We start from the raw sequence: 25,330 nt of genomic DNA on the forward strand, positions 1-25,330 counted from the left end.
AATAAGAAAATGAAACTAAAAAATAACAGCTTAAATGCTGGCGGATTCGCTCACCCTAAATTCAGCGAAGAGACTATTTTAAATATTAATTCAGATGATATTTCTGTTATTCGATTTGAAGATGTTCAGGTGCGGATAGTTAAAATTAATAATGAGCCGTGGTTTATTGCTACTGACTTATGTAGCGCCTTGGAGCAAAGCAATACAGCTAAAGCGGTAAAAGGATTAGATGATGATGAAAAGATGACTGTAACTTTAAGTTATAGTCAAGTTGCCTCTCATGGCGGAGTAAGAAAGTTAATAATCGTTTCGGAATCTGGTTTTTATAAACTGATTACCCGTAGTCGTAAGGCTACCACTAAAGGAACTTTAGCCCATAGGTTCACTAATTGGGTATTCCGAGACGTTATCCCATCTATTCGTAAAACTGGTGCGTATGGTGTGCCATTCTCAGCGTTAAATGACTTCACTAAGCGTCAGCAACAATACCAAATTACAGCCTCAAAACATGGGCGTGATCTGCAATCCTGTAAGCAAAAGAAAGCTGATTTACAGCGTGAAGAACGCGAGTTGTGGAAGAGGTACCAGCCTGATTTTTTGAGTGGGGAGGTTCACTAATGCTTACCTACCAAGAGAAAGCCTCATTTCTGGCTGGCAATCAATCAGACAAAATTTCGTCTGGTTACTCGGTCAACATTTTGGCTCAGCAATCAGCTAAAACTTTAGCCGATGTATCAGCGAAAATACGTGGAGAATTTACACCATTAGCTAAAGGTGATTTTTCTCATCTTTCCAAAGAGGCTAATTATCCTCATTGGCAAGATTTAATTGGGGTCACTACACAAGGCAGAATTGAGTTTTGTCAGTCCATAAAAAAGGGCAGCCAATCGGCTACCCTCGGGAACGTCGATATTGAATACCGAGCAAGTGAGAACTATGAGAATAGTATTCATCTTGTTATTGGTAAAGGTAATAACCTTGAGTTAATACAAAAATGTGCAATACATCACTTGCGCTTATGGGTAATAGTTGGCTATAGTAAAAACGCACTAGCAAAATCTAGTGTCAGGATTTGCACCCTGAATCAGTTACTGGCGACACATGACGCGCCTTGCGTCTTTTTTTGTGTCAATGCCTACGCACACCTATTAAATGCGGTATTATATCGCTCTTATTCAATGGTGGCGTTGGTGAGGCAGCTTTCGGGCTGGCTGGATTCCAGTAACTCCAGTAGTGCAAACCTTGCCAACGTCATCACCCCTATAGAGATTTGCACCTCTGGTGATGACTCCTTAGTTAAGTTACTGGAGATCATCGTTATGATGGCAACCCCTACCCAAACTCAATTCAAATTTCTGTTTTTGAGCATTAAACGCTCAGATACTACCGCTAAACCTTGTCGTATTACTGTGACAGCATCGAACGAACACGATGCAAGACTGATGCTTGTACGTGATTACATTCTGTCATTCGCTGGTCGATTACCTGCCCAGGAGGTGACAGCATGAGCGCAGATATCACTATCCATCAAGCAGCTGAAAAAGCACAACAGCTAGAACTGATTAGCCTGATGCTTCCTAATTATCCCCGTAATTTTACACCAAGCGATATCGTCGCTATTTCCTCACTTATGACTGAATTATCCGGTGATGTAGCGGCATTCTTGAACGATGCGGCAGCACAGGAGGGGAAAGCATGAGCAAGCTAATTTCTTTAGATGTAGCAGCATACAAGGCACAACAAGCCCATTCATTAGTAATGACCATATTGGAAAAGGCTAACGGGAAATGCCCGACTGAACTAGTAGACCTAATTACTATCGCTTGTGATTTAAGTGGTGAAATTCGGGAATCACTCGAGGAGGCGACCAAATGAAAACAATCAAATTAAAAGTTGGTCACTTATCTACCTTGGAAGAGGTTGAGCATATCAACGAAGAACTCCAAGCGTTGTTAATCCCGCTGTTAACGGCTGTAGAGAATGAGGCTGATACAGATACACATTTTCTACTGAGAGCAGTTAATCGCCTTGTACATGCTCAAGGGAAAGAAATTACTCGGTTAGCGGAGGTGATGAAATGAGACAGGTCACTATCAATGCCACCAGCCTAAGCCCATTCATGTATCAAGGTAAGCGAGTTGTGACCTTTGCCATGATTGACGAGGTACACCAACGCCCGAAAGGTACAGCAAAGCGCACATTCAACACACATAAAAAGCACTTCATTGATGGGGTAGATTACTTTTTGCTCACTAAGTACGTAATACGTACCGAGTTACCCGAACTAGAGATAGGCGGCAAGGCAAAAGAGTTAATGCTTATCACTGAGTCAGGTTATTTGATGGTTGCCAAGCCATTTACCGATGATTTGTCGTGGCAGGTTCAACGCTCAATGATTAACAGCTACTTTCGTTTGTCTGAGTTTCCCGAAATTAAACATATTCAAATCCCCACGCTGGCGGAACTTGAAGCCATGCCAATTGGTGAGGCTCAGAACTTGATTAGCCGTTTAGAAGCTGATTCTTATCAAGGTCACGGTAGGCGCGGTAGCTATGCCATGAACCTACGCCGCAAGGAGAAGAAAGCACTTAAACCAATGGTAATGGCTATTGAACAAGCCTCACAGCTACACATTCAGGATATGGGGGGGTATCGCTCATGAGAATGTTTCAAATTGCAGGGTATGGCACAACTCCGAAAGGGTTAACGCTAGGTATTTGTAAACAGGTGTTATCTGCCACCCAGAAAGACGCTCAATCGCAAGTGATGCGAGAAGCGCGACGTGACGGTTTAACCGATATCCGAATTAACTATGTGCGTGAGGTGAAGTAATGACTCAGGAACAAAAGCGTGAAGTAGAAATGTTACTAGAGCCGCACCAAGCAAAAGTATTAATGCTGATTACTTTACTGTCTACGTGGCTGGAAGCAGAGGGATGCGAAGAAACCAGAAACATGATCTGGGCGGTATTGACCGTTGTTTATTCGATTAGGGATGAAATGAACGAAGCGGCGGAGGGAAGATAATGAAACTTAATTATTTTGATAGTGGCGCAGTCGCCAAAATCACCGTAACCAGCAATCTATTTCAATATAAAAAACATTGTCGCGTTGTGGATACGGTGCTACTCAAAACCCATGTAACAGCCAGCACAAAGCGCGGTTTAGTGATTAAAACAGTGATTACAGGTAAGTCCTCGCATGTGTTGCGAGCTTACAAGGTAGCAGTAGCGGAGGCGAACCGATGAACATTACAAACATTAACGCATTCGAGCACAGCGAACAGGGTGTAATTCTCATTACTGGCGCAGCGAATCAAGAGGCTATCAGCTACAGCGAAGCACTGGACGCACTGAATAATGGCACCTTTGATGGCAATTTGATTTTGGGTTTTGAGTTAGTTCTCACTATTAGCAAGGGAGAGGTTAACGGCTTCTTTAAATCCACGATTGAGCAAACCGTCATTCTTTGGCGTTGGATTGTCGCTGCCTCGTTTGTTATGGAGCAAGCCGATCATAACGGGTTTCATTATGCTGGCGATGGGAAAGGCGGCACGACCATAGCAGCCATTTACAGCAATGAGCTTGCGTCACTCACTGTCTATCCGTCCAGTGAGCGAATGTTATTAGCAAACCATGTTGAGGGTGTGGCTTATGAACATTACGAGCCTGAATATGCCCCTTCAATGGCTTTACGTATGTATCGTGATTTTATCAATCTTGAGCCAAAACAAGGCTGTCGGCTATCAGATAGAGGTCGAGAGGGGCTATCGATGCTTCACGATGATCTCATTCGAATGATAGAAGATGGTGACTTTAAAGACACCGTCACCGTTCACTAGGGAGCCAATGACATGATAATCACAACCTTTAAAGTTAATTCACTGGCAAACCGTTACGCAGAGGCAATCTATCAGGATATTAAAGCCTGTAATGGTGGCGATTACTTCACAATGAACGTGGGTAATAAAGTGATTGAGGTCGCTATTAGCGACGGTGCGAAAAGTGTTCGCTTGCTGGTAGACAGTTACTTATTGAACGCCTTGAAGCAAGAGAAAAAAGCATGGAAAAAAGCCGCCGTACAAGTCTTAAAAGTTTGTGTGATAAATGGGGTTATTACAGGCTACGGGCGTGAAATATGGAAAAGCATGATTAATGACATGGGTAATACCTTAGCTGAACAAGGAGAGTTTCAATGAAGCCGATTGATGTTATCCGTGATGTGAAGCTGAAAGCCAACGGACAATGGCAAAACATATTGTCTAACCTTGGGGCAGAAGTGCCCCTAAACACGCACACCGCTTGCCCTCATTGTGGCGGTAAAGACCGTTTTAGATTTGACGATAAAGACGGCAACGGCACGTTTATTTGCAGTCAGTGCGGCTCGGGTGATGGGTTGGACTTAGTTCAGCGTGTTCTGGGCGGTAGCGTGACCGAGGCAGCGTATGAAGTGGCTGGCATGATTGGTATTGATACCCGTTCAGATAATCCACCAGCCTACCGTAGCCATGAGGTGAAAGCGCAACAGGACGCATTGAAAGCACAGCAAGCTCAGAACCAAGCTAACGAGCAGATAGAGAAGCATAAACGCTTTACAGCGCGATACAGCCGCACTATTGCCAATGCTAAACAGGGCGAATCTGAGTACCTAAAAGCGAAAGGCTTTGATAGTAACACCGTGACCCTATTAACCGATGGCTCGTTGATTATTCCATTGATGGACGCTGACGGCACAATTACAGCCGCGCAGACCATTAAGCCCAATGGCGAGAAACGGCTATTACTCGATAGCGCGAAGAATGGTAGCTATTACCCTATCAATGAGCCTGTCAACGTTTCTACGGTGATTATCGCTGAAGGATTGGCAACCGCCATGACGTGCCAGTTAATCCAACCAGAAGCGCACACAGTAGCGGCAATTGATGCGAGTAACTTAATTCATGTAGCTAAGGTGATGCGGACGAAGTACCCAGAAAGCCAAATTATCATTGCAGGGGATAACGACAGTAAAAATGAGATCAACACAGGCAAGGTGAAAGCAGAAGCCGCAGCGAGAGAAGTTAGCGGCTATGTTTCAATTCCACCTTGTCAGGGAGATTGGAACGATTACCTGCAATCCAGAGAGAGGGAAGCCACCGCCTCTGCTTTCAGCGAGGGAATGTATCAGCCACAGGACAATATGGCAATGAAAGAGGACAACGTGATCCACATTGACGCGAAAAAGAAAGTTAGACCCCACGATGATTTAGCCCCATTTTTTGATAAGCGTCACGGTGGCTTGTATTACATCGAACGCAAGCAAAATAACACGACGGGCGAGATTGACGAAAAAGAAACATGGTTTTCGGATGAAATGGCGACGGTAGGCATTGGCTCTGACGGTAAAGACAGTTATTTGGTTATCCAGATGAAGCAAGAGGGCAGCAACCGCATAATTTATGAAGCCATTCCAAGGCGTGAACTAGGCTCACCTCAAGGGTGGGGAAGATTGCGATCCCGTGGCGTTAATATCACAACAAAGCGCGGTCAATTGGATTTACTGGCTAACTATCTTCAGCGAAAAGGAAAGCGTGACGAATGGACGATCACCCATACCGCTGGTTGGCATGATGGGGCATACGTGATGCCAGATGGTCATATTATTGGTACACCTAGCCGCCCCGTTGCCTTTTGTGGTGGAACGTCTGCCGTTGCGGGTTATGTCGTCAGGGGAACAGATGAAAGCTGGCGGAAGAATGTCGGTAATTTAATGAAAGGCAACCAATCTATGATTTTAGGTGGGTTAGTCGCGTTAGCTGCCCCGCTGAACTCGTTATCAGGCGGTAGCTCATTTGGCATTCACTTATTCGCTCAGTCCTCAGCAGGGAAAACCACCACGGTAGAAGCCGCCTCAAGTATCTACGGTGTACCCGATGAACTGAAATTAACATGGGATGCGACAAAGTACGGACTAACGATTGAAGCCGCTTCACGAAATGACGGGTTTATGCCGATTGATGAAATTGGACAGGGTAACGATGTGCGGCATGTTGCAGGAAGTGCCTACAGCTTATTCAATGGTACGGGGCGTATTCAAGGTAATAAAGACGGTGGAAATAAAGCTGTTTTACGTTGGGCGATTGTGGCGTTATCAACGGGTGAGGAAGATTTTGAAACTTATCTCATTCGTAATGGTGTCACCCCAAAAGCAGGGCAATTAGTGCGGCTGGTTAGTGTGCCATTTACCGATACTGTCGAGTTTCACAGCCTTGATGATGGTGATTTACATTCACGAGCCATCAAGCGCGCATCAACGCAGCATTGCGGGGCTGTCGGTAGAGCATGGATTGAGTATTTAGCCAACAATCAGGATATCGCCAACCAGAAAGTAACCTTTAAAGAAAACGAATGGTTATCGAGTTTACCCGAAGAAGCATCGCCACAGGTTAAACGAGTCGCTACCCGTTTTGCCATGTTGGACGCTACCGCAGAGTTAGCAACATCAATCACAGGTTGGGATATTGCCGAATGTAGCCGTTTTATTCGTAATAGCTTCAATGAGTGGCTGGAGAACTATGGCACAGGGAACCGCGAAAAATACCAAGTCGTCAAACGGGCAAGGGATTTTATTCAACGCTATGGATTGAATCGCTTTCAACCGTACACCTATGGCAAGCGTAACGGGGATCTAGACCGAACTTACGCAGGCAGGATAACAAACCTTGCGGGCTATTTGGTTTCTGGACGCAGAGAGGACGGCAAGGACGAATATCACATTATCCCGTCAGTGTTCGAAGATGAAATACTCTCAGGCATTCAAAAGAAACTGGGGGCAGAGGCACTCGACGAGGCAGGTATTTTAGTCAGACCAGAATCAGGGCGTGTAGACGGTAAGACCATCAGTATTAACGGAAGCCAGCAGCGATTTGTTGTCTTAATTGATAGCGAGGAAGAATAGCCAGCCAGAACAGAATCCCTGTGATGAATCAAAAACGTTGGGATAAGTGGGATAACGGGATAAGAACTAAAAAAGATAACAGTATTATTAAGTTAGGTTACTTCTATTTATCCCATGTTATCCCAAGCTATCCCAAAGGTAATGATAATGAATTGTTATAAATGTTAATTGAAAATCAAAGTTATCCCAAAAATAAAAAGTATGGGATAAGAAAATAGGGTGTTTGGGATAAGTTAACTTGATGATATTAAATAGAAATAAGCAACTTATCCCGTTATCCCAAAGAAAAATCATTTTTCGCCTATAGAGAGATATTTAAATGAGTAACAAATTGACCATTAAAAGCCTGACACCTGCTATCTCTGGTTGGTGGGTTAAAATCACCGATAATGACGCAGATAAAACTGAATGGTACTCGCCTGTAGCAGCATGGGCGTTATGTGATGTGCGCTATGAAAAAGAGTCGAAAGTATATACTCAAATCCTGCCTGTATTGACAGGGGGGTTTGGTATGGAGCCATTACACCCAGATGAGGCTTACAGTGAAATTCTTTACTTGCCTGATGATAGATTTATTCATATGGGTGAGCCTTGCGTTTACTCATGGGCAATTGTTAAGGGAGACGGGATATAATGGTCACTCAAACACTGACGTTAAAATGTAAAAATCCACCAGCGACGAACACCCCAAAAAGCATACAGGCTAAAACGCCACAGGAAGCCCCACAGCAACCTAAGAAGAAAAATAAGGCAGATGTTCATGCGAAGAAGAAACAGCACCGTATCGACCGCATAGCGCAGCACTGGACGCTATTTAGCGGGACAGAAGCCAAGCCGCTAATGATTGGCATCAAGGAAGCTATGATTGCTGAGGTTAAAGATAAAGGGCTGGATATCCCAGATAGCCACATTAAACAGGGATTACGCTCATACATCAGCCGCAAGGCGTATTTGAAAGCTCTTACTCTGGGTGGCAATCGGTTTGATATGCACGGGCAACCTAACGGAGAAGTCACACCAGAACAGCAAGCCATAGCAGAACAAACGCTGGCGGAATGGAACGGAAAGTAATACCACAATTCAAAATCAATCATCACATACAAGACGAAAGCCGACTCAAATAGTCGGTTTTTTTGTTGTCTTATTTCCATGGCATCGAGCATTAGTAGAAAATATTTCTATTTATGAGTCTAATCATAGCAATAATTTGTTGTTTATTTTTTAATCTGAATTAAAATTATGGTGTATATAAAAACAGGGTGGATAAATAACCATGAGCAAACAAAAAAGAACGTTCAAAGCTGTATCAATTGATAGCGAGATTTTGGAACGCATAGAGAAGTTTCGCCGACAACGCGCGGAAAAGGACTATTTAATTAATGAAGCTCCGATGACGCAACTAATTAGAGGGCTGCTCAATGAGGCTTTACGCCGTGAGGGGGTATAAATGGCAACATTAATAGATACATTGCTAGTATCGCTAAAGCTGGATTCGGCAAGTTTTGCCGCCGATGCGAAGAAAGCGACGAATGAGAATGATCGGTTATCAAAATCTATCGACTCATTAAATGACGTACTTGGTGATGTTAACGAAACGCTCAAGGGTACAAAAGAGCAGCAGAAGAAAGCGAAAGAGCAAACGGACGAGTTCGCCAAGTCAGTCAATAACGGAATTAAAGCCCTCGCCACACTATTTAGCACAATCTTAGTTTCATCAGGGTTGCAAAAACTCATTGACGATACCGCCAAAGCTAACGATCAGCTTAATTTCATGAGTAAGAATCTAGGCGTTAATGCGACGACTGTTAAGCGCTGGCAAGGTGCGGCAGAAATGGCAGGAGGCAGCGCAGAGGGCATGGCTGCCAGTATGGGCGGATTAAGCAAATCATTGTGGGATTTGGCTACAATGGGTGATACCTCAATCCTGCCGTACTTTAACGCGCTGAATGTGGGTGTGATGAAAAATAGCGGGGAACTGAGAAACCTTGATGATATCTTGCTGGATGTCGCCGATAGCCTGTCTCAAATGTCCAGACCTCAAGCCTATAACTTTGCTAAGAATATGGGCTTTGATGAAGGCACGATAAATATGTTACTGCAGGGGAGGAAAGAGGTAGAGGAATATCTAGCCTTACAAAAAGATATCGTGGTTTCGTCTGAACAAGAGCTAGAGATTAGCCGGCAACTGAATAAGCAAAATGCGCTAGTAGGTCAGCAATGGGAGGGATTAAAGACGCTACTGTCTAATTATGTTATCCCTTATGCGCTTAAATTCTCTGAGCTAGTGTCTGGCTTCCTGAATTACCTGAATAAGAACCGAGATACCGCCGTCATGGTGTTTAAAGCTATGGGGGCGGTGATAGGCATTACCCTCATACCCTTAGTATTAAAAGCCGCGGCAGCGTTCCTAGGCATGTTTGGGGCTATCGGACTCATGCCAGCAGCACTACTTCTACTGGCTGGGGGGCTATGGCTGCTCTATGACGACTTCAAAAAGTGGAAGGAAGGCGGCGAATCATTACTTGGCGAGTATTGGAAAAAGTGGGATAGCACAATTACACCGATACTGAAAAAACTGGAAGAGTTCGAAAAATGGTTCAAAAAAACGGAGATTGGCAAGTGGTTCGCCGACCAAGAGGGAAATCTTGATACTTGGAAAGTGGCACTGGGTGGATTTGCTTTGTGGTTCGGAACTAAATGGGCTGCTAGCCTACTGGCAACGTTAGGAAAAGTAACCAAAGGCATTAAAGGCGTTGGGGTTGCGGCAGGTAACGCATCAAAGCTCGCAAAAGGAGCTGGAATGATAGGCGCAACATATATTGGTGCTGAGTTAGTAGATGAAGGGCTGAATAAACTGTTTGGCAAATATGACGCATATCAGCGTGCCAGAACCGCGCCAACGTGGGGGTATTTCTGGGATTCATTTTCAGGAGGTAGCGGAGATGCTTACTGGAAAGATGGCGAGTGGATTGATAACCGAGGAAAAGGGAACGGTCAGTTATTATCTAGCGATACATTGGATATACCAACAGGAGATGTAACAAGGGATTCTTTAGCTGCCAGAGTTACTAGAGGAGAACTTTCATTAGATCAAGCTAATGAAAAGTTAGTTGGTGGCAAGAGTGATGATATAAACGTTTCATCAAAATATAAGGAAAGAGGGTTAAGGTATAACAGTCCATTAAACCTAGCCTATGCAAAACAGAAAGGCGCATCAAATGACGGTAACGGATGGGCTAAATTTGATAGTCCTTATGATGGAATAAGAGCCAGTTCTAGACAGCTAATGATGTACTACAATGGAACATCAGCAGCAGCGGAATATAAAAAGTTACAAACTGTCTGGGATATTATCCATCAATGGGCACCAAAAGGTCACGGTGATAATGACCCTGCTGGATATTCAAAAATTGTCGCTGATAGAATGGGGGTTGGTGTGGACTCTGTTTTAGACTTGAATAACCCGGCTGTCATGCATTCCTTGATCAAAGAGATGTCGAAAGTAGAAAATAGCAATAAATATCCATATTCGGATGCTCTATCAATGGCTGCCATTCAAGGTACTGGCGATCCTATGCAGAACGCTATTAGCAATATCCAATCATTCAACAAACAGATATCAACGCCTTTTGCGGCAGGTGTGAGTGGCTTGGCTAAGGGGTTTTTAGATCAATCCAATGCGCTTAAATCACAAGCCCAAACAATCACAAATAACAAAACGGATGTCAACGTAGGGGGAATAACAGTACACACCACAGCTTCAACATTATCAGGGGTTAATGAATCGGCAGCTGAAGAAGCTACGCGGAGAGTTTATCAACTAGTTCCAACAATGAACTAATTAACTTTAAATAACCTATACCCAATGGCACAATTAATTAAACCAAATTCAGAGAGAATGTAAAATGTTTAAACGATTGTTCATTGGGATAGTACTCAGCATTACAACATCAACAATTGCGAACGCTGGTAGTGGGTTGTATCGAGATGAAAACTTTAACCTGAATTCATATCAAGGGGCGTATATGTGCAATATATACCCAATGCCAAATGACATAACTAATTGGTCAGAATATACAGATAAAGTTATTGGACAGGCGAATGTAGTTGTTGAAAACCAAGAAGGGGGAACGGGAAAGCATGTTTTTGTAAGTCTAAATAATGGTAAAGAACTTAATACGCCTTTATTGCCATTGCTGGAAAAGGGGTCATCAGGAACTATCTATGGAAAGAAAAGCAGCACTTTTACAATGATGTATATTCTTAACGCGGAAGATGGGGCGCTAATTGCTATCCAGGATAAGCGCAAAGGGAATGAACTTAGCGTTTTGCTTGGCGGGTGTAAATTACTCCGAAATCAGGAAGAACCAGCCCCAGCAGACCCGCAGTAAATATAACGTTATGGGGATTGAACACATGCAGCAAAGCATTAAGAAAAAACGCAATCGCTACTTTAACGGTACGCCGACAACGCGCTTAATCGTAACGTGTGAGCAATCCGTTATTGACGCAGTAGATGAGCATATATTGATAAACTATATCAGGGCTGGCAATCGCGCGGAGTTCGTGAGACAGGCGATAATTGAGAAGTTACAGCGTGAACTTTGATGATTAATGGAGTCCATAAAAAAGAGATTTAAATCTCGCAAGTTCAAGAGTTTTGCGAGTCCATAAAAAGGATTGAAAACTTTACTAGCTAAATTGGCTCACACCCATTGATATCACTGGTTTTAACTATACAAATTTACTGACGCTTAATGAAATACGCATATTATTTCGTATTGAAACCTACGAGGTGCTATGAAACCGCAATCAAGGCATTACACGGACGCATTACCGACTATCGGGCATAGCGTAATTGCTACGATTAGGAAGTTTGAAAATCACGGTGAAGGGCTACAGTGGAATACTCGCGTAGGTAAGTTAATCATTGGTAAAGATAGAGATAACTACCTTGTGATTATTGGGGATAAGCGAATTTCTCTATCTCTAGTCACTACACAAGCTGGCTATGGGGTTCGCTACTGGTATTCATGCCCCCATTGCCATAAACGCAGGGCTATCCTGTATCTTGGCAGTAAAGATTTAGGATGTAGAGAGTGTTGGAAACTTCACTATCCCAGCCAGAGTGAAAACCATTTTGACCGACTAAGGCGCAAAGTGCGAGTGGGGCGGCTTGCTATCTGGGGTTATAGCTCAGATGTTAGTGATTTAACTAAATATGTTTATAACTTTAGAAAGCCCAAAGGCATGAGCTGGGCTACATTCGATAAATTAGTAGCAAAACAAGCAAGATTGGAGGATTGTTACTGGCAGGCGGTAATACCTTTTGTTGATAAACTAACGTCGAATATTAAGATAGAGACAGCCTAATAAAACCTTATGCTTTTACAATCTCGCCTTACTCATCAATCTTAACAATTCTTAACGTTTTTATAATGCCAAAATCCTAACAAATCCTAACGTTAATTCGGATGAAATCTTAAGGTTTCTTAGGGTAAATGATAAGGTTTGATAAGGCATGCGTTAACAATTGTAAACGTTTGGATGCTAACATTTGCTAACGTATTTCGGTTAACTCCACCTAATTAAACCTCGCATCTCAATCCTAAAGTTTTAAATATTAGTGAGCGGTAGGGGATTACTGTGCATAAAAAAAACGTCTTATCCCTTCAATTGCTAAAGATGTAAAGATCCACATATTTTCAGGCGTGACGCAATATGCTGCGGTAGTGGTGGTTACATTTATCACTAACCACAAAAAATCATATTTTTTTTGTAGCTCAAAAATGCCTGTTATATAATCTTTGTCTACGAAGAATCTGGTTCTTGAACAATAAATAACTCTTTCCTCATCTGATATATATGGCGGCTCCGCACTTTTTAATAAGAGATATGACATGTGGTATTTATAATATAGAAGCTCAAGAATGCTACCTTTAAAACACCTAGTAAGTCTTGAGCTTGGTATGTAAATGGATAAATGCTTTTCTATAGAAAATCTTTTTGGGTTATATCCTGATTGTACGGTCGAGATTATTTTTATGGAATTGAGTAATGACATCCCGAAGAGTAATTCTATTAAGGTCAACCAAGCCCATTTACAGCGAGTAACTTGAGATTTAACCAATTCACTCCGGCATAAAATTATTTTTAAGTACGGAGTTTTTAAATTATCAGTTTTATCAACTACTTTATAATTTTTCATCTAGATAAGCCTATTTTTGATGAATAACGATGGCATAACTATAGTTAAAATTGTCTAAAGTTAAGCTGTTTATTAAAAATCAAGTTTACTTATGATGTCTTTGTGGCGCTTCCACGCTGAGTAAATATCCTTGTCCCACGCTTTAGCGCCTTTAGTTTGATAACCAGCCTCGTTAATTCGTTCTGCGATAATCCGCCCGTTATCTATACCCTCTGATAGCACCAAATTAACCACAGAAACGACAGCAGACTCATTATAGGTATACGGTGGGATATCTGCCTTACCAGCAATTAAAGACGCGACAGACGATTCTAGGCGTTCCACTAGCGATAACATACGAGCGTCAGGATTGCTATCTGGGCGGTTTAGCTTCTCTTTGATAGCTGAGACTATCCACGCTGTTTTATCGTTGCCAGAATTTGATACAGCATCATTAAACAGGGCTTGCAGTTCAGCAGGTAGACGAAAGGCAATAAGATTAGATTTACTCATGATAATAGTCCGTTATTAACTCAATGATTGCTTATTATATCAGCGTATAACGATGTTATACAGATTAGAAAATGTAAAATTGCTGGTGGATTTAACGAGTAATTGTATAACTTAATATAACAAAGTCAGGGTAACTTACTGTAAAACAAGCAAAGCGTATTATTGCGCCTTGTAACTGACTGAATACATGGCAAAGCTCAAATTTGAGCACAGTCTAATTTTACCAATAGAATCAATCGGCTCATTTTTGAGCCTGTATCAACCGTCATGATTATCGTGACAGTCGGAAAGGGTAACAGTTGAAATGCTGCCCTTGATGCTAAGGATGGCTTGAAATTAAGCTCTCATATCAAAACCACAAATTAGTGCCTTTAGCCAAAGTAGCTAAATATTAGCCAGTACAGCTAACAAGGATAACCATTAATCACGGTGAGATGATGGTGATGTCAAAAAGAACCACGGTGGTTTATTTGGCTATACGAACCTGACAAAACCTGACATCATTTTTTTATTTTAGGTACGCAGTAGGTACTTAATTAATGCTAACTATTGGTTATAATTAAATAAAATCCAGACTTTCGTGAACAGTACGCAGCAAAACAAGGGTAATAAGTTTGGACTAGTCTTGACGGATATAACTTGGTTGCCATTTTGACGGTTGCCACTCTGGTTGCCAGCAAAACAGCATGTTTTATGCTAGTGGAATGATGGGCTTTGATTGTTCCAATTCAGCACAATCAAGGTATAGCGATAATCACAACACCTTTGAGGTATAGCCATGTTACAGCGTGAAACAATAGAAGCCGTTATGATGGAGTTAGCCCACCAGCAAGGACAATCACTCAATGGACGCGATAGGTTAGCGATTAGAACAGGTGTAGCCCAGACAATACAGGCTAAAGAGCGTCACAGACGAAGAATGACAGCACCTACCTACCAATGGACTAAGCCAGCTCCGAAACGCTGATGTGAATATAATCGCAATGGTCAAATATTAAGCGAAGCACTAAAAAGTGCGACGGTATACAGTCTATAGGTTGCCTTGAAATCAAAGAGGTATGAGGCTCTGAAATTGGAGGCTCATCACTGGCTGGCAATATTCTAGTAATGACCATGAGATAAAAGTAACCACTCTGGTAACCACCAAAAGTAACCACAGGACAAATTTGTCCTCTGGGAATTAATCCCACAGTGCAAATAATCACTCTGAATAAAAATCAATAACTTAAACTATGTTGCCCTCACCAATGAGGGAAAGATGGGTAGCGACAATAACGAACTACGGCAAGGTTAAACGGGGATGTTACGGGGAGGATTAAGCCGATAACGGTGAGATTACGGTGAGGTTTCCACAATGGTTTACAGCGAAAACGCACTTTAGCAAATGGGAACTAGCACTAAGGTTACACTAAGGTTCAGGCGGTCAATGAGCGTTAATCATGGCTTTGTGACAGAATTAAGCGTTATCAATAAGTTGTATATTGATTCCGTCGATTTAACGGAATTAAGTATAATCAATAAGTTATAGTTACATACGGGATAATCCCGTATCATCATGGATAGATTAACGTTTCGATCACCACTAATAATTAGAGCGATTACCTGTATAGCCAGAGTCCTATCAGTATTTTATTTTAACCAATGGCTTATATTGTGATGGTATCAATATGAATAAACCAGAAATTAGAAAAGCAAAATCAATCAGGATCACCACATCAGGAACGGTAATAAAAGCCCCTGAGAGAGTTAAAACAGCTACAGGTAAAGTTATGGCCACAATGACTATTCAGGCTGAGAGTGACAAGCGTAGCCCGTACCCATTAAAGATAGTGGCATTCGATATTAACGCACTGGAGATAATGACCTGCCAGAAAGGAAACAAAGTAACTGCTACAGGTCGCTATGAATGGTTTAATGGTTATCAGCTAACAGGGGCGCAGATAGTTACCTGTTAGTAAATGAGCCCTATGATAAAAATAAAGCTCAAAATAAATGAACGTAGATTGAATCGCTATCCCAGAATTAATCACCCAGCTAAGTTATCCTGAAAATTAAAAGTAACTCTTACATATTCAGAGGATAGCAATGGAAGATGATTCACTTTTCACGGTAAAGGAATATGCAGCACTACTTAAGCTTTCTGAGTCGACTGTATATAGAAACCCTGCTAAATATCATATGTTCCGTGTTGGCAGGTCATGGCGCGCTAGTAAAGAAAGCTTAAAACGGTTTGAGCAAGATCAGTTTCATGATGGTGTGAGTCTGTCTATTAGGGAAAAAAGAAAGAAAAGCTCCTTATCGAATGGAAGTTTTAATATGTTTATGTCTCAGATTGAAGCGGAGAGGGAGCTGGAGCAGAGATTGGCGAAAAGAAAACGTAGGCTAACTAATTAAAACATAGTGAATTGTAGGATAATAAGATTAATTGGATTTCTACTGTGATTTTATCAGTATTACGATCTTTAAAGTTAGCATGTATTCTAATTGTAAATATTTTTTATGATTTCATTGGGAAAGCATATGAGAGCTTATGATATTTTATCATTATTAAGAGATAAGGATGTTTCGTTCCGTACTATCCAGCATGGATTGACACACAATGGATTAGCATCAGCAAAAGGATGGGAAGCCGCTTTAGATTATTATAATGAAATTTATGATAGTGATAGTGATGAGATAGTTAAAAATTTATATCTATCCCAGCTGTATTATGGAAAAAGGACTGTCTATTTTAGACGGTTGTCAGATGTAAATGACAAAAACGTAAAGAATACGGTTGATGTAATAAATCGTATTTTTACAACAACAAAGCATAAAGATATTAAAACATATAAAAATAGTTACCCTTATATATTAGACAATAAATCGTTGTTTAATTTGAAATTAAATAATCCATGCCCTGTTCATATCGATGATAATGCAAACGAAATTAGAGTAGTAATGACATATCCTCGAGCTTATAAGCAGAGAGATACATTTGATATTAATGATATAGATTTTGATGGAAACCAACCAAAGCAGTTGGATGGCTATGAAGAAATAATAGGAATTAAAAGTGGTAGAGCTCAATCGTTTGATAGTATTTTATTCAATAAGTTGAATGGTGTTCTGCAAATCCAAATAGACCATAGTCGAAACATTAACAATGAAGAGATTGATAATGCTAATTTAAGATACTGGAATATGATTTCAAATGAATTTAATACATGGTTAAAGATACAGTCACCATTTAAAAAAATAAATTTATTCGATAAAATTAATGAGTTATATGTTAGCGGCGATGGTTTGATTAACACTCTATCACACTCGACTGGGACAGGATCTGTAAAAAAAGAGAGAATGAGGCGTCGTGACGAAGATCTAAGAAGAGAAAAATTTCACCAGGTTGGGTTACAAGCAATAAATGGAGATACAAACAATTATAATATTACTAAACAATGGGATGGAGAGTGTGGTACAGCACTGAAATTGACAATTGATGCAGGAGTAGCGGCAATTTCTCAAAGCAATCCTACTGTAAACTGTGCTATTATTGAAGGGTGTATCACTGAAAGTGATTTTAACTTTTTGGTATCTAAGGTTATATGATGGTAACAAAGGCGCAATTATTAGAGCAGATATCTATAGAGGTCAGTTTTGATCAAGACCTTATTTGCGCCTGCAATTCAATACTAGACTATATTTGTATCTCAGAGAAAGACAATCTCAAACACTTACCTATATATAAAATAAATAAAATTATTAAAAATAAAGAAAGTGGCTTTACTTTCAATGTCATTAATTTTTTGTCTGGTGAGCAGTTTCCTATTTTCAATGTGTGTTTCGAATTTATTGATGGTGATTTTATTGAACAGGTAGATCATGAAACACTAGTTTATAGCCAGATAAATAATGTTTATTATCATCCTGAGACTGGGGAATCAGTTCAAGATTATGAGTCTAAGATATTTATGTATCTATCTCTTTCTGATTTTGGGAGAGAGATAATATGCAATTAGGCTCAAATGACCTTACAATCGCTGATTTAAAAAAATTTGCGCTTTTTGATAAATCAGTGGAAAGTTTTCTAAATAAGTTGCTATGCAATAGCTATGATGATTTTGTCAAAAATGTTTATAAAGAGCTAGAAACATGCATTGAGTTTATGGAAGAGGATCCGTCAGTACGTAAAAATGATGGAGAAGATAGATTAACTACAGATATTATTCACCATTTTAGGGCGAAAGGCTATCATGCAACACATGATGAAATGATCGGCGGTCACTCAGACATAGTCATTAAACATAAAGATTATATGTGGTTGGGAGAAGCCAAAATACATTCAAATTATAAGTATTTAATGCAAGGATTTAACCAATTATGTACAAGGTATTCGTCTGGTACTAACAAAAATTGCAATGGTGGGCTAGTTATATATATAAGGACAAATGATGCCTCAGCAGTTATTGATGAGTGGAAAAAACGATTGGATAGCGAACAGCTACCTGAATATAGTTCGACTCAATGTGACTCTAGGCAAGGATTAAGTTTCCACTCAATACATAAACACGCTCGTTCAGGTTTACCATACAAGGTAAGACATATGGGAGTTGTTCTCGGCTTTGACCCTAAAGATAAAAAATAAACCTAGAATGGTATTTTATAATTTGCAATGATTTTAAGATTATTGATATTTCTGCAATAATGTTACTGGAAAGTGTAGGGCTAACATTGAGGTTAAAAATCACCTCAAAACAAGTATGACAAAAATATTAGGGGGTACATTTGGGGGTATCTAGAAAATTATAAATTAAATAATTATTTATTATCAGTGTGTTGACTGTTATGTATGGTTCTCTCCTCCGCCATCTTCACTTCTAGCAACATCTCCCAAAGTCTTCCAATTCCAAGTAAATCAAGCATTCCAGCGAAATCTCACTCTACCGAAGTCTACTAACGTCTTTCTAAATCTCTACAATTTTGCTCACGAGTGGGAATTAGTGCGCAAAGTACGAATTACTGTAAAGTAAGCTATATTAAGAGTACAAGGTGGTTTTTTACTTAATTCTAGTGCAGAAAAATAAGGTTGTAAGGATAATGCTGAGTTTTTGTGTTGGTTTATTATCAAGAATGGAGCAGCAAAAATAAAAAATCATATTTGCTACTCCATTTTTGATTTGTGTCACATTGGGATATTAGGTAGCTGATACCTGCAATTAAAATGTATTTGGTTTATAACGTAGCGAACCGACTATTCGATCCCAAATTTCGACCATTTGAATATCACTGTATGGAGTGAATTGATCTTGGTTACTCATAAGAATGTGTAATTTAGGGAGAGTTAAAGAGCTAGTGGCCTCATTAGCGTAAAACGTAAAGAAATAATAGGGTAAATTGGGGATTCTTTTATTTTGCTCTTCCGAATAAACCTCTTGTTCTCCTTGAACCAACCATTCTTGAGATGGGATATGACTCGGCAATAGCTCACCTTTTTTGATTGTTTTTCGATTGTGTTGCCTTATCGCCTCATTGATCCCCGCACTTCTACCCAATAACGTATCACTAGAATCGGCAATACTATTATCTGACTCAACCGAAAATGTAAATCCTTTCAATTCGTAATGAAAAGCGACATCCTGTGGCGGTATTTCGTTACCATCTAAAATAAAACCATTGGGAATACAAACCCCTTTATCTGTGGGAATTTCATGATCTAAACGCCCTTGCAATCGAGAAACTAAAGATAGCATGGCTGCTAATTTTGAGGGCTTGTCATTCATTTCTGATTCTGAAAAGCCTGCATTTTCATATATTTTTTTTCTATTTAAATATTTAGGATCTGATAGGTCTAATATTTCTATAGTAATAATGAATGCAACATGACCTGTATAAACATGAGCTTCTAAAATACGACTTAAATCACTTACACCTGGAACATTTCTATCAAAAATGACCCCTTTACCATCCGGTAATTGAATTATTTCTTTCAACATTGGTGCATTCTCAGCACTGGTTTTCCAGTTCCGCAATTCTGCTTCACGTAACTCAATGCGTTGTTTGAAAGCGGGCGGATAGGTAAATAAACTTTCCAGCTTAAAGTCACCGATAGAAACACTATCCCGAAGCTTATTATTGAATGATTCAGGTACATCAATGACATAGCGCCCAATGCACTGAGGTTTCGTTTTTTCAAAAAGTGAGGCAATCACAGTTTTTTCCTTGTTTGCTAATTCTGTTTGTGCAGGAGCGTTTGCCAGGCTCCACCCAATACACACCAATATCCCAATAAAGGAGACAAGATGTTGCGTATAACGATTAATCAGCCGCACGAATATCGACCTCTTGCACCATTTTCACTATCGCTCTTAGGGTAAATCGGATCGCATCCCGATTTCTGATATCTGGAAGGCTATCAACTGCATAGGCGTTTTGATGGTCAACATTGGTTGCCAAACTACCTTTGACTGACGAACTATTGAGAATATCAACCAGTGATTCAACAGGAACGGTACCATCTCCAGCACCTTGAGAAGAAACCAATCGGAATTGGGTGTATTGATAAGAACTGCTGTCGTATTCCCCTAAGACATTTTTCACCTCATTTCCGCCGGAATACACAATGCGTTGGTTATTTTCAGGATTAAAAACTAAAGGACGCCTAGGACCCATTTTCAATGGCACAACTTTTTCCACGCTCCACCGGAGCGTATTATCAGACTCCACTTCGGTACCATAAAAAACGTAAGAATTGGGATGGTATCGTTTTTTCTCTTGATGAATCATGAAATCTCTAATTTTAGTGTCCATCAATTTAGTATATTTACCCCAATTATTTTCAATAATTTGGGGTTCTTTATCTAAAATGTCAGGTTCATACAAACGCCACCACACATCTTTGCGTAAATAGATTTCGTTAAAGGGGTCGAATGTGCCTGTATTGGTATCAACCATCGAAGGATAGCTCCCCCCACCGTCAATAGACAACCAGGATGAGCGATACCGAGGGTATGGCAGAAGTTGCAAGGGAGCAGGGGCAGCCGCAAGTACAGACATAAGTTCTTTTGCTGTCGCGCCTAAGACTTTTCCCGCCATCCCTTCCTGAGCCGCGCCCACTTTCATGCGTCGATACGCGGCGGGTGATCCTAAATCAGGGATAACACCATGCACTACGCCTAAAACTTTGTCTTGGCATCCTTGAAATGCTCCTTCAGGGGGATTCATCGCATAACGGGCAATCAATCCTCCCATGGAATGGGTCAAAATAATGACTTTTTCAATGGCTAAACCATATCCATGTCTATACTTATAAGTCTCTAAGACTTTATCTATATATTTCGTAAGATTAGCGGCAGAGATGGCATTATCTTCAAGCCAGTTATAACCAAAGACATGAACCGAAAATAAAAAGCGTTCAAAATGTGTTAATTCTTGTTCAGTTAATAACGATTCATTGGTTCCGCCAATTGGCTTATTAACAAGTTGTCTTAATACCCCTGTCGATTTATCACCGTGATCTTGAATTGATTTGGTTTTATCCCTTCTCTTGAGGTTAAACATATCTTGCTGCCAATCATCAAGCAACGCGGATTGTAGTACATCCAGAAACGTCCCATAACTTAAAAAAAGAGCCTCTCCCCAACCACGATCTTTTCGTTTCGGTAACATGAATCCATCATCACTGAATGACGTATTATCTTTGCGAATATCAACAAATGCCGAATTATCACTTTGAATATACTTACCGCGATTATCAACCGTCGTAGAATCAACATTTAATATTTTTCGCCGTTCTTTTCCGCCTAAAGAAGCTAGATAAAGCGTATCCATTCCCATGTATTTATCCGCTCGCCAAACGGGATCTCCATTTTTTTTATTTTTAAGGTTAGTTCCCATAATTCCAGGGATAAAAATCACAGGAATAACTTTCCTCGGCGGTAAAATACACTTTGCTTCAGCGTTGAGGGATTTGTGTTGAAGTTGGATATCAATCCATTGGCATTTTCCATTTTCATCCCATTGCGGTAGGTGATAGGAAACATGTTGGCATTCGCCAATGTAGGGCGAATTTTTTTCAGACATGATAACTAATCCTTTTGAATTATCGTGGGGTAAATGAGGATATCTTAATTTAACTTAAGTTTCATGTCATGAAATCGAATTTTTTACTATTGATAAGAATTAATGGATATTAAGTGGTGAAATTAATTAATCAATATTACTTGTCTAATTTAGTTTGAACAGGGTTTTAGTTGAGTAAAAAGTGTGAAGTACATTGAGAATCTCACAACTGTTTGAATAGCCACCAATTCAGTAGCAAAATTTCATTCTACCGACGTTTACTGATACCGTTTTAAATCGCTACTATTTCGCTATGCAATACTGGCGGTTTATGGAACTAGCCAATAAAGCAATTAAGCGTGACAAGCCAAAAGATATTGTACATTCCTTATTAATTCAGCCCTCTACACTTAAACTAACACCAAATTATCTGGGAAATTCAAACCAATCCGCTGAATTTTAGTTACAAGCAAATCTAATTAAGACATAGTTAAATCTAATTATATTCTGTGTAATGGTATCTCTAATTTGAGGCCTCAATATGATAATTAATTGTTATGATAAAAAACTAAGTGAAAATAAAATCGATGAGCTTGTTAACGTACTTTATAAGTGCGTCCTTGGCGGTGCAAGTGTTGGATATACTGATGCAGAAGCTCAAATTAATGAGATGAGAAACTATTGGATTGACGTCAATCATTCGTTATCAACGAATAGTTTTAAGCTGATCTCAGCAGAGCTAGACAATCAAATCGTTGGGGTTGTTGGTCTTGAATTATGCGCAAAACCAAATGGTAAACACCGAGGAGAAATTTGTAAGTTATTGGTGTTACCTGAATATAGGCGTAAAGGACTTGCAAGAAAATTGATGCAAGAGGCTGAGCAAGTTGCATGGAACTTAGGATTGAGGCTTTTAACATTGGATACCAATACTAAAGGGATAACGGTTAGCTTATATAATTCCCTTGGATGGCAGATAAGTGGTGAAATTCCTGATTTCGCTCAATCGGTTGGTGGTATTCTTGAATCCACGACGATTATGTTTAAGCGCAAGCCCGAAAATGGAATTAAAATACACCATCCCTAGCGGTGTAGGGTAATATCTTGTTTTTAAAGGATATTTAAGATGTGACTATCTGGTTTATATGAAAATTCAAATAAAGCCTTATCAACCTCAGAATGCAGAAAAACTGCATGAAATATTTTATACCTCAGTTCATCGTATTGCCGCTGCGTATTATACAGAAGAACAGCTTGAAGCTTGGGCGCCTGATTTATATGAGCGTGAGCATTGGCAAAGCAAAATGAACACATTAAAGCCGTTTATTGCATATATTGATGAAGAGATTGTTGGATATGCAGATCTTCAAGATGACGGGTATATTGACCATTTTTTTGTTATGAAGCCTCGCTGCGGAATTGGTACCGCACTTATGAATAAACTTGTTGAAGTGGCTAATACGAAAAGCATCAACAAGCTATGGTCATATGTCAGCTTATCAGCTGAAGAATTTTTTAAAAATCATCAGTTTGAAATAGTTGAACGTCGAGAAGTTATTGTGAAGGGAGTGCTACTTCATAACGCAATGATGGTCCGATTGGCATTATAGTTAAATGATTTGAAGTATTGATAGATGTTTTGATGAGAAAAGTCGCTTTTAACGTTTTTGTATCGTAGTCATCATTTACGAAGTTCAACTTCTATTCTGCAATACCAATATATAGCACCCATACGCCACTCATAAAATCTGTTTTTCTTACCAAAATAGTGAGTTATTTAGCTGTAATCAAATAATGTTAGCCTTTAAGTGAGATTATTTTATAAGTATAAGCATTAGTTGCTAATGAATAATAATCTAAAAATGATGGATTATTATGTGTTTTCCTTTAAAATCAAAGGGCTATTATTTCCGCCGAAAAAATACAATTAAATCAATTGTTTTCAATGGAATAATGAGGTTTTTGAAAATTAACAAATGAAGTTTTTATTTATTTTTAACTGAGTAATTAGACAAAAAAGTGGGATTACACATAAAATAAACATGATTTACTAATAGTTTACGAATGATTAACAAATAATATAAAATGGTGAAATTGTTAGGTAAGTAATATTGATCGTGTATAAGGAATTGTGTCGAAATGGCAATAACCAGAAGAAAATTTATTATTGGTGGTTCTGTAGTCGCTGTCGCAGCGGGAGCCGGTATTTTAACTCCGATGTTGACTCGTGAAGGGCGATTTGTTCCAGGTAAACCACGTGTTGGTTTTGTTGAAGGAACGCCTGGCGCATTGCCACAGCAATCTGATGTTGTTGTTATTGGGGCTGGTATTTTAGGTGTAATGACGGCAATTAACCTTGCTGAGCGTGGTTTATCTGTCGTGATTGTAGAAAAAGGGAACATTGCGGGAGAGCAATCATCTCGATTCTATGGTCAGGCAATTACATACAAAATGACCGATGAAACCTTCTTATTACACCATTTAGGCAAACATCGCTGGCGTGATATGAATGCGAAGGTGGGTGTTGATACAACTTATCGTACTCAAGGCCGTGTAGAAGTTCCTCTGGATGAAGAAGATCTGGTTCACGTTCGCCAGTGGATGGATGAACGCCATAAAAACGTTGGCTCTGATATTCCATTCAAAACACGCATGATCGAAGGAAGCGAGTTAAATCAGCGTCTTCGTGGTGCTAAATCTGATTGGAAAATTGCAGGTTTCGAAGAAGATTCTGGTAGTTTCGATGCAGAAGTTACTGCATTCGTTATGGCAGAATACGCGAAGAAAATTGGTATTAAAATCTATACCAACTGTGCAGCGCGAGGCTTAGAAACTCAAGCGGGTGTGATCTCTGATGTTGTGACTGAAAAAGGCGCAATCAAAACTTCTCAAGTTGTTGTTGCGGGCGGCGTTTGGTCTCGTCTGTTCATGCAAAACCTGGGTGTAGATGTTCCAACATTACCAGCTTATCAATCACAACAATTGATTAGCGCGGCACCAAATGCACCGGGTGGAAACGTTGCTCTGCCGGGCAATATTTACTTCCGTGAACAAGCCGATGGAACCTATGCAACTTCTCCACGCGTGATAGTGGCACCTGTTGTTAAAGAATCCTTCACTTATGGCTATAAATACCTGCCATTGTTAGCATTGCCAGACTTCCCTGTTCATATTTCATTAAACGAACAGCTGATTAACTCGTTTACCCAAGAGACCAGCTGGAAATTAGATGAAGTTTCTCCATTTGAGAAAAACCGTGATATGACGGCATTACCAGACTTACCAGAACTGAATTCATCTCTAGAAAAACTGAAAACTGAGTTCCCTGCATTTAAAGACTCTAAATTAATTGACCAGTGGAGCGGAGCGATGGCTATCGCACCAGATGAAAACCCAATTATTTCTGAAGTTAAGGAATATCCAGGTCTGGTTATTAACACGGCAACTGGCTGGGGTATGACTGAAAGCCCAGTATCCTCTGAAATGACCGCAGATATCCTGTTAGGTAAAGAGCCAATCATTAATCCGAAAGCATTTAGCCTGTATCGTTTCTAAGTTGAGTACAGCCTGTTGTTGACATTAATGTAGATATAAAAATACTAAAGCCCTCAATATGAGGGCTTTTTTGTATCGACAGGAAGTTAAAATTAGATAAAAA

General features: G+C 40.0%; 32 protein-coding genes. 28 read left to right on the plus strand and 4 right to left on the minus strand.

Annotated elements, in window-relative coordinates; genetic code table 11:
* The first annotated feature begins 9 nt into the window (after positions 1–9).
* The 19 genes from HFU86_RS06525 to HFU86_RS06615 all read left to right on the plus strand — a co-directional run bounded on the left by HFU86_RS06525 (position 10) and on the right by HFU86_RS06615 (position 12,308).
* Entirely contained in the window at positions 10–618 is a 609-nt protein-coding gene (locus HFU86_RS06525) for a BRO-N domain-containing protein (protein ID WP_187128937.1), read from the plus strand.
* Positions 618–1,508 carry a host cell division inhibitor Icd-like protein gene (locus HFU86_RS06530; RefSeq protein ID WP_187128938.1) on the plus strand — a complete coding sequence of 297 codons (891 nt, stop codon included), beginning with the start codon at positions 618–620 and terminating at the stop codon, positions 1,506–1,508. Before HFU86_RS06525 ends, HFU86_RS06530 begins: the two co-directional genes overlap by 1 nt.
* On the plus strand, positions 1,505–1,699 hold the full coding sequence (locus HFU86_RS06535) for a hypothetical protein (protein WP_187128939.1): 195 nt from the start codon (positions 1,505–1,507) through the stop codon (positions 1,697–1,699). Before HFU86_RS06530 ends, HFU86_RS06535 begins: the two co-directional genes overlap by 4 nt.
* A complete protein-coding gene (locus tag HFU86_RS06540; RefSeq protein ID WP_187128940.1) occupies positions 1,696–1,875 on the plus strand; it encodes a hypothetical protein in 180 nt (59 codons plus the stop codon). Before HFU86_RS06535 ends, HFU86_RS06540 begins: the two co-directional genes overlap by 4 nt.
* Positions 1,872–2,081 carry a hypothetical protein gene (locus HFU86_RS06545; protein WP_004906529.1) on the plus strand — a complete coding sequence of 70 codons (210 nt, stop codon included), beginning with the start codon at positions 1,872–1,874 and terminating at the stop codon, positions 2,079–2,081. Before HFU86_RS06540 ends, HFU86_RS06545 begins: the two co-directional genes overlap by 4 nt.
* Positions 2,078–2,662, plus strand: a complete 585-nt coding sequence (locus tag HFU86_RS06550; protein ID WP_187128941.1) for an ORF6N domain-containing protein — start codon at positions 2,078–2,080, stop codon at positions 2,660–2,662. Before HFU86_RS06545 ends, HFU86_RS06550 begins: the two co-directional genes overlap by 4 nt.
* On the plus strand, positions 2,659–2,832 hold the full coding sequence (locus HFU86_RS06555) for a hypothetical protein (RefSeq protein ID WP_187128942.1): 174 nt from the start codon (positions 2,659–2,661) through the stop codon (positions 2,830–2,832). The genes HFU86_RS06550 and HFU86_RS06555 overlap by 4 nt, the downstream gene beginning before the upstream one ends.
* Entirely contained in the window at positions 2,832–3,026 is a 195-nt protein-coding gene (locus tag HFU86_RS06560; protein WP_132494555.1) for a hypothetical protein, read from the plus strand. Before HFU86_RS06555 ends, HFU86_RS06560 begins: the two co-directional genes overlap by 1 nt.
* Positions 3,026–3,247, plus strand: a complete 222-nt coding sequence (locus HFU86_RS20075) for a hypothetical protein (protein WP_187128943.1) — start codon at positions 3,026–3,028, stop codon at positions 3,245–3,247. The genes HFU86_RS06560 and HFU86_RS20075 overlap by 1 nt, the downstream gene beginning before the upstream one ends.
* A complete protein-coding gene (locus HFU86_RS06570) occupies positions 3,244–3,840 on the plus strand; it encodes a hypothetical protein (protein ID WP_187128944.1) in 597 nt (198 codons plus the stop codon). The genes HFU86_RS20075 and HFU86_RS06570 overlap by 4 nt, the downstream gene beginning before the upstream one ends.
* A gap of 12 nt (positions 3,841–3,852) precedes the next feature.
* Positions 3,853–4,197: a hypothetical protein gene (locus HFU86_RS06575; RefSeq protein ID WP_132494562.1), complete on the plus strand. Its 345-nt coding sequence runs from the start codon at positions 3,853–3,855 to the stop codon at positions 4,195–4,197.
* Entirely contained in the window at positions 4,194–6,935 is a 2,742-nt protein-coding gene (locus HFU86_RS06580) for a DUF927 domain-containing protein (RefSeq protein ID WP_187128945.1), read from the plus strand. Before HFU86_RS06575 ends, HFU86_RS06580 begins: the two co-directional genes overlap by 4 nt.
* A gap of 23 nt (positions 6,936–6,958) precedes the next feature.
* On the plus strand, positions 6,959–7,096 hold the full coding sequence (locus HFU86_RS06585) for a hypothetical protein (protein ID WP_154632360.1): 138 nt from the start codon (positions 6,959–6,961) through the stop codon (positions 7,094–7,096).
* Between the two features lie 158 nt (positions 7,097–7,254).
* Positions 7,255–7,569 carry a hypothetical protein gene (locus HFU86_RS06590; RefSeq protein WP_187128946.1) on the plus strand — a complete coding sequence of 105 codons (315 nt, stop codon included), beginning with the start codon at positions 7,255–7,257 and terminating at the stop codon, positions 7,567–7,569.
* Complete coding sequence (locus tag HFU86_RS06595) at positions 7,569–8,006, plus strand: ProQ/FINO family protein (RefSeq protein WP_187128947.1); 438 nt, start codon at positions 7,569–7,571, stop codon at positions 8,004–8,006. The genes HFU86_RS06590 and HFU86_RS06595 overlap by 1 nt, the downstream gene beginning before the upstream one ends.
* Before the next feature lie 202 nt (positions 8,007–8,208).
* The gene (locus HFU86_RS06600) at positions 8,209–8,382 is read left to right on the plus strand and encodes a 3-hydroxybutyryl-CoA dehydrogenase (RefSeq protein WP_132494568.1); all 174 of its coding nucleotides are present in this window, start codon (positions 8,209–8,211) and stop codon (positions 8,380–8,382) included.
* The gene (locus HFU86_RS06605; RefSeq protein WP_187128948.1) at positions 8,383–10,776 is read left to right on the plus strand and encodes a hypothetical protein; all 2,394 of its coding nucleotides are present in this window, start codon (positions 8,383–8,385) and stop codon (positions 10,774–10,776) included.
* Between the two features lie 184 nt (positions 10,777–10,960).
* A complete protein-coding gene (locus tag HFU86_RS06610; RefSeq protein WP_187128949.1) occupies positions 10,961–11,326 on the plus strand; it encodes a hypothetical protein in 366 nt (121 codons plus the stop codon).
* Between the two features lie 409 nt (positions 11,327–11,735).
* Entirely contained in the window at positions 11,736–12,308 is a 573-nt protein-coding gene (locus tag HFU86_RS06615; RefSeq protein ID WP_187128950.1) for a hypothetical protein, read from the plus strand.
* Positions 12,309–12,576: 268 nt separating this feature from the next.
* Here the strand turns inward: HFU86_RS06615 and HFU86_RS20080 are convergent, their stop codons facing one another.
* Positions 12,577–13,143 (minus strand): hypothetical protein, encoded by a 567-nt coding sequence (locus HFU86_RS20080; protein ID WP_187128951.1) that lies wholly within the window; start codon positions 13,141–13,143, stop codon positions 12,577–12,579.
* Positions 13,144–13,215: 72 nt separating this feature from the next.
* Positions 13,216–13,635 carry a hypothetical protein gene (locus HFU86_RS06625; RefSeq protein WP_187128952.1) on the minus strand — a complete coding sequence of 140 codons (420 nt, stop codon included), beginning with the start codon at positions 13,633–13,635 and terminating at the stop codon, positions 13,216–13,218.
* A 778-nt stretch (positions 13,636–14,413) separates the two neighbouring features.
* Here HFU86_RS06625 and HFU86_RS06630 point away from each other — a divergent pair.
* From HFU86_RS06630 to HFU86_RS06655, 6 genes are all read left to right on the plus strand, one after another.
* The gene (locus HFU86_RS06630; RefSeq protein WP_006814834.1) at positions 14,414–14,602 is read left to right on the plus strand and encodes a hypothetical protein; all 189 of its coding nucleotides are present in this window, start codon (positions 14,414–14,416) and stop codon (positions 14,600–14,602) included.
* Between the two features lie 700 nt (positions 14,603–15,302).
* Positions 15,303–15,590 carry a hypothetical protein gene (locus tag HFU86_RS06635; protein WP_187128953.1) on the plus strand — a complete coding sequence of 96 codons (288 nt, stop codon included), beginning with the start codon at positions 15,303–15,305 and terminating at the stop codon, positions 15,588–15,590.
* Between the two features lie 130 nt (positions 15,591–15,720).
* Positions 15,721–16,029 (plus strand): helix-turn-helix domain-containing protein, encoded by a 309-nt coding sequence (locus tag HFU86_RS06640; protein WP_187128954.1) that lies wholly within the window; start codon positions 15,721–15,723, stop codon positions 16,027–16,029.
* Positions 16,030–16,155: 126 nt separating this feature from the next.
* Positions 16,156–17,223, plus strand: coding sequence for a hypothetical protein (locus HFU86_RS06645; protein ID WP_132494587.1), 1,068 nt, complete (start codon positions 16,156–16,158; stop codon positions 17,221–17,223).
* Complete coding sequence (locus HFU86_RS06650; protein WP_132494589.1) at positions 17,220–17,633, plus strand: hypothetical protein; 414 nt, start codon at positions 17,220–17,222, stop codon at positions 17,631–17,633. The genes HFU86_RS06645 and HFU86_RS06650 overlap by 4 nt, the downstream gene beginning before the upstream one ends.
* The gene (locus tag HFU86_RS06655) at positions 17,624–18,259 is read left to right on the plus strand and encodes a hypothetical protein (protein WP_187128955.1); all 636 of its coding nucleotides are present in this window, start codon (positions 17,624–17,626) and stop codon (positions 18,257–18,259) included. Before HFU86_RS06650 ends, HFU86_RS06655 begins: the two co-directional genes overlap by 10 nt.
* A 571-nt stretch (positions 18,260–18,830) precedes the next feature.
* Here the strand turns inward: HFU86_RS06655 and HFU86_RS06660 are convergent.
* The gene (locus HFU86_RS06660; protein WP_442959160.1) at positions 18,831–19,943 is read right to left on the minus strand and encodes a T6SS immunity protein Tli4 family protein; all 1,113 of its coding nucleotides are present in this window, start codon (positions 19,941–19,943) and stop codon (positions 18,831–18,833) included.
* The gene (locus HFU86_RS06665; RefSeq protein WP_187128956.1) at positions 19,930–21,693 is read right to left on the minus strand and encodes a lipase family alpha/beta hydrolase; all 1,764 of its coding nucleotides are present in this window, start codon (positions 21,691–21,693) and stop codon (positions 19,930–19,932) included. Before HFU86_RS06665 ends, HFU86_RS06660 begins: the two co-directional genes overlap by 14 nt.
* A gap of 520 nt (positions 21,694–22,213) precedes the next feature.
* Here HFU86_RS06665 and HFU86_RS06670 point away from each other — a divergent pair.
* From HFU86_RS06670 to HFU86_RS06680, 3 genes are all read left to right on the plus strand, one after another.
* On the plus strand, positions 22,214–22,759 hold the full coding sequence (locus tag HFU86_RS06670) for a GNAT family N-acetyltransferase (RefSeq protein ID WP_108479548.1): 546 nt from the start codon (positions 22,214–22,216) through the stop codon (positions 22,757–22,759).
* Positions 22,760–22,817: 58 nt separating this feature from the next.
* Positions 22,818–23,282: a GNAT family N-acetyltransferase gene (locus HFU86_RS06675; RefSeq protein ID WP_132494593.1), complete on the plus strand. Its 465-nt coding sequence runs from the start codon at positions 22,818–22,820 to the stop codon at positions 23,280–23,282.
* Between the two features lie 529 nt (positions 23,283–23,811).
* Entirely contained in the window at positions 23,812–25,227 is a 1,416-nt protein-coding gene (locus HFU86_RS06680) for an NAD(P)/FAD-dependent oxidoreductase (RefSeq protein ID WP_036951608.1), read from the plus strand.
* Positions 25,228–25,330: the final 103 nt, after the last annotated feature.

The sequence above is a fragment of the Providencia sp. JUb39 genome, from assembly GCF_012272845.1.
Taxonomy (GTDB): domain Bacteria; phylum Pseudomonadota; class Gammaproteobacteria; order Enterobacterales; family Enterobacteriaceae; genus Providencia; species Providencia lanzhouensis.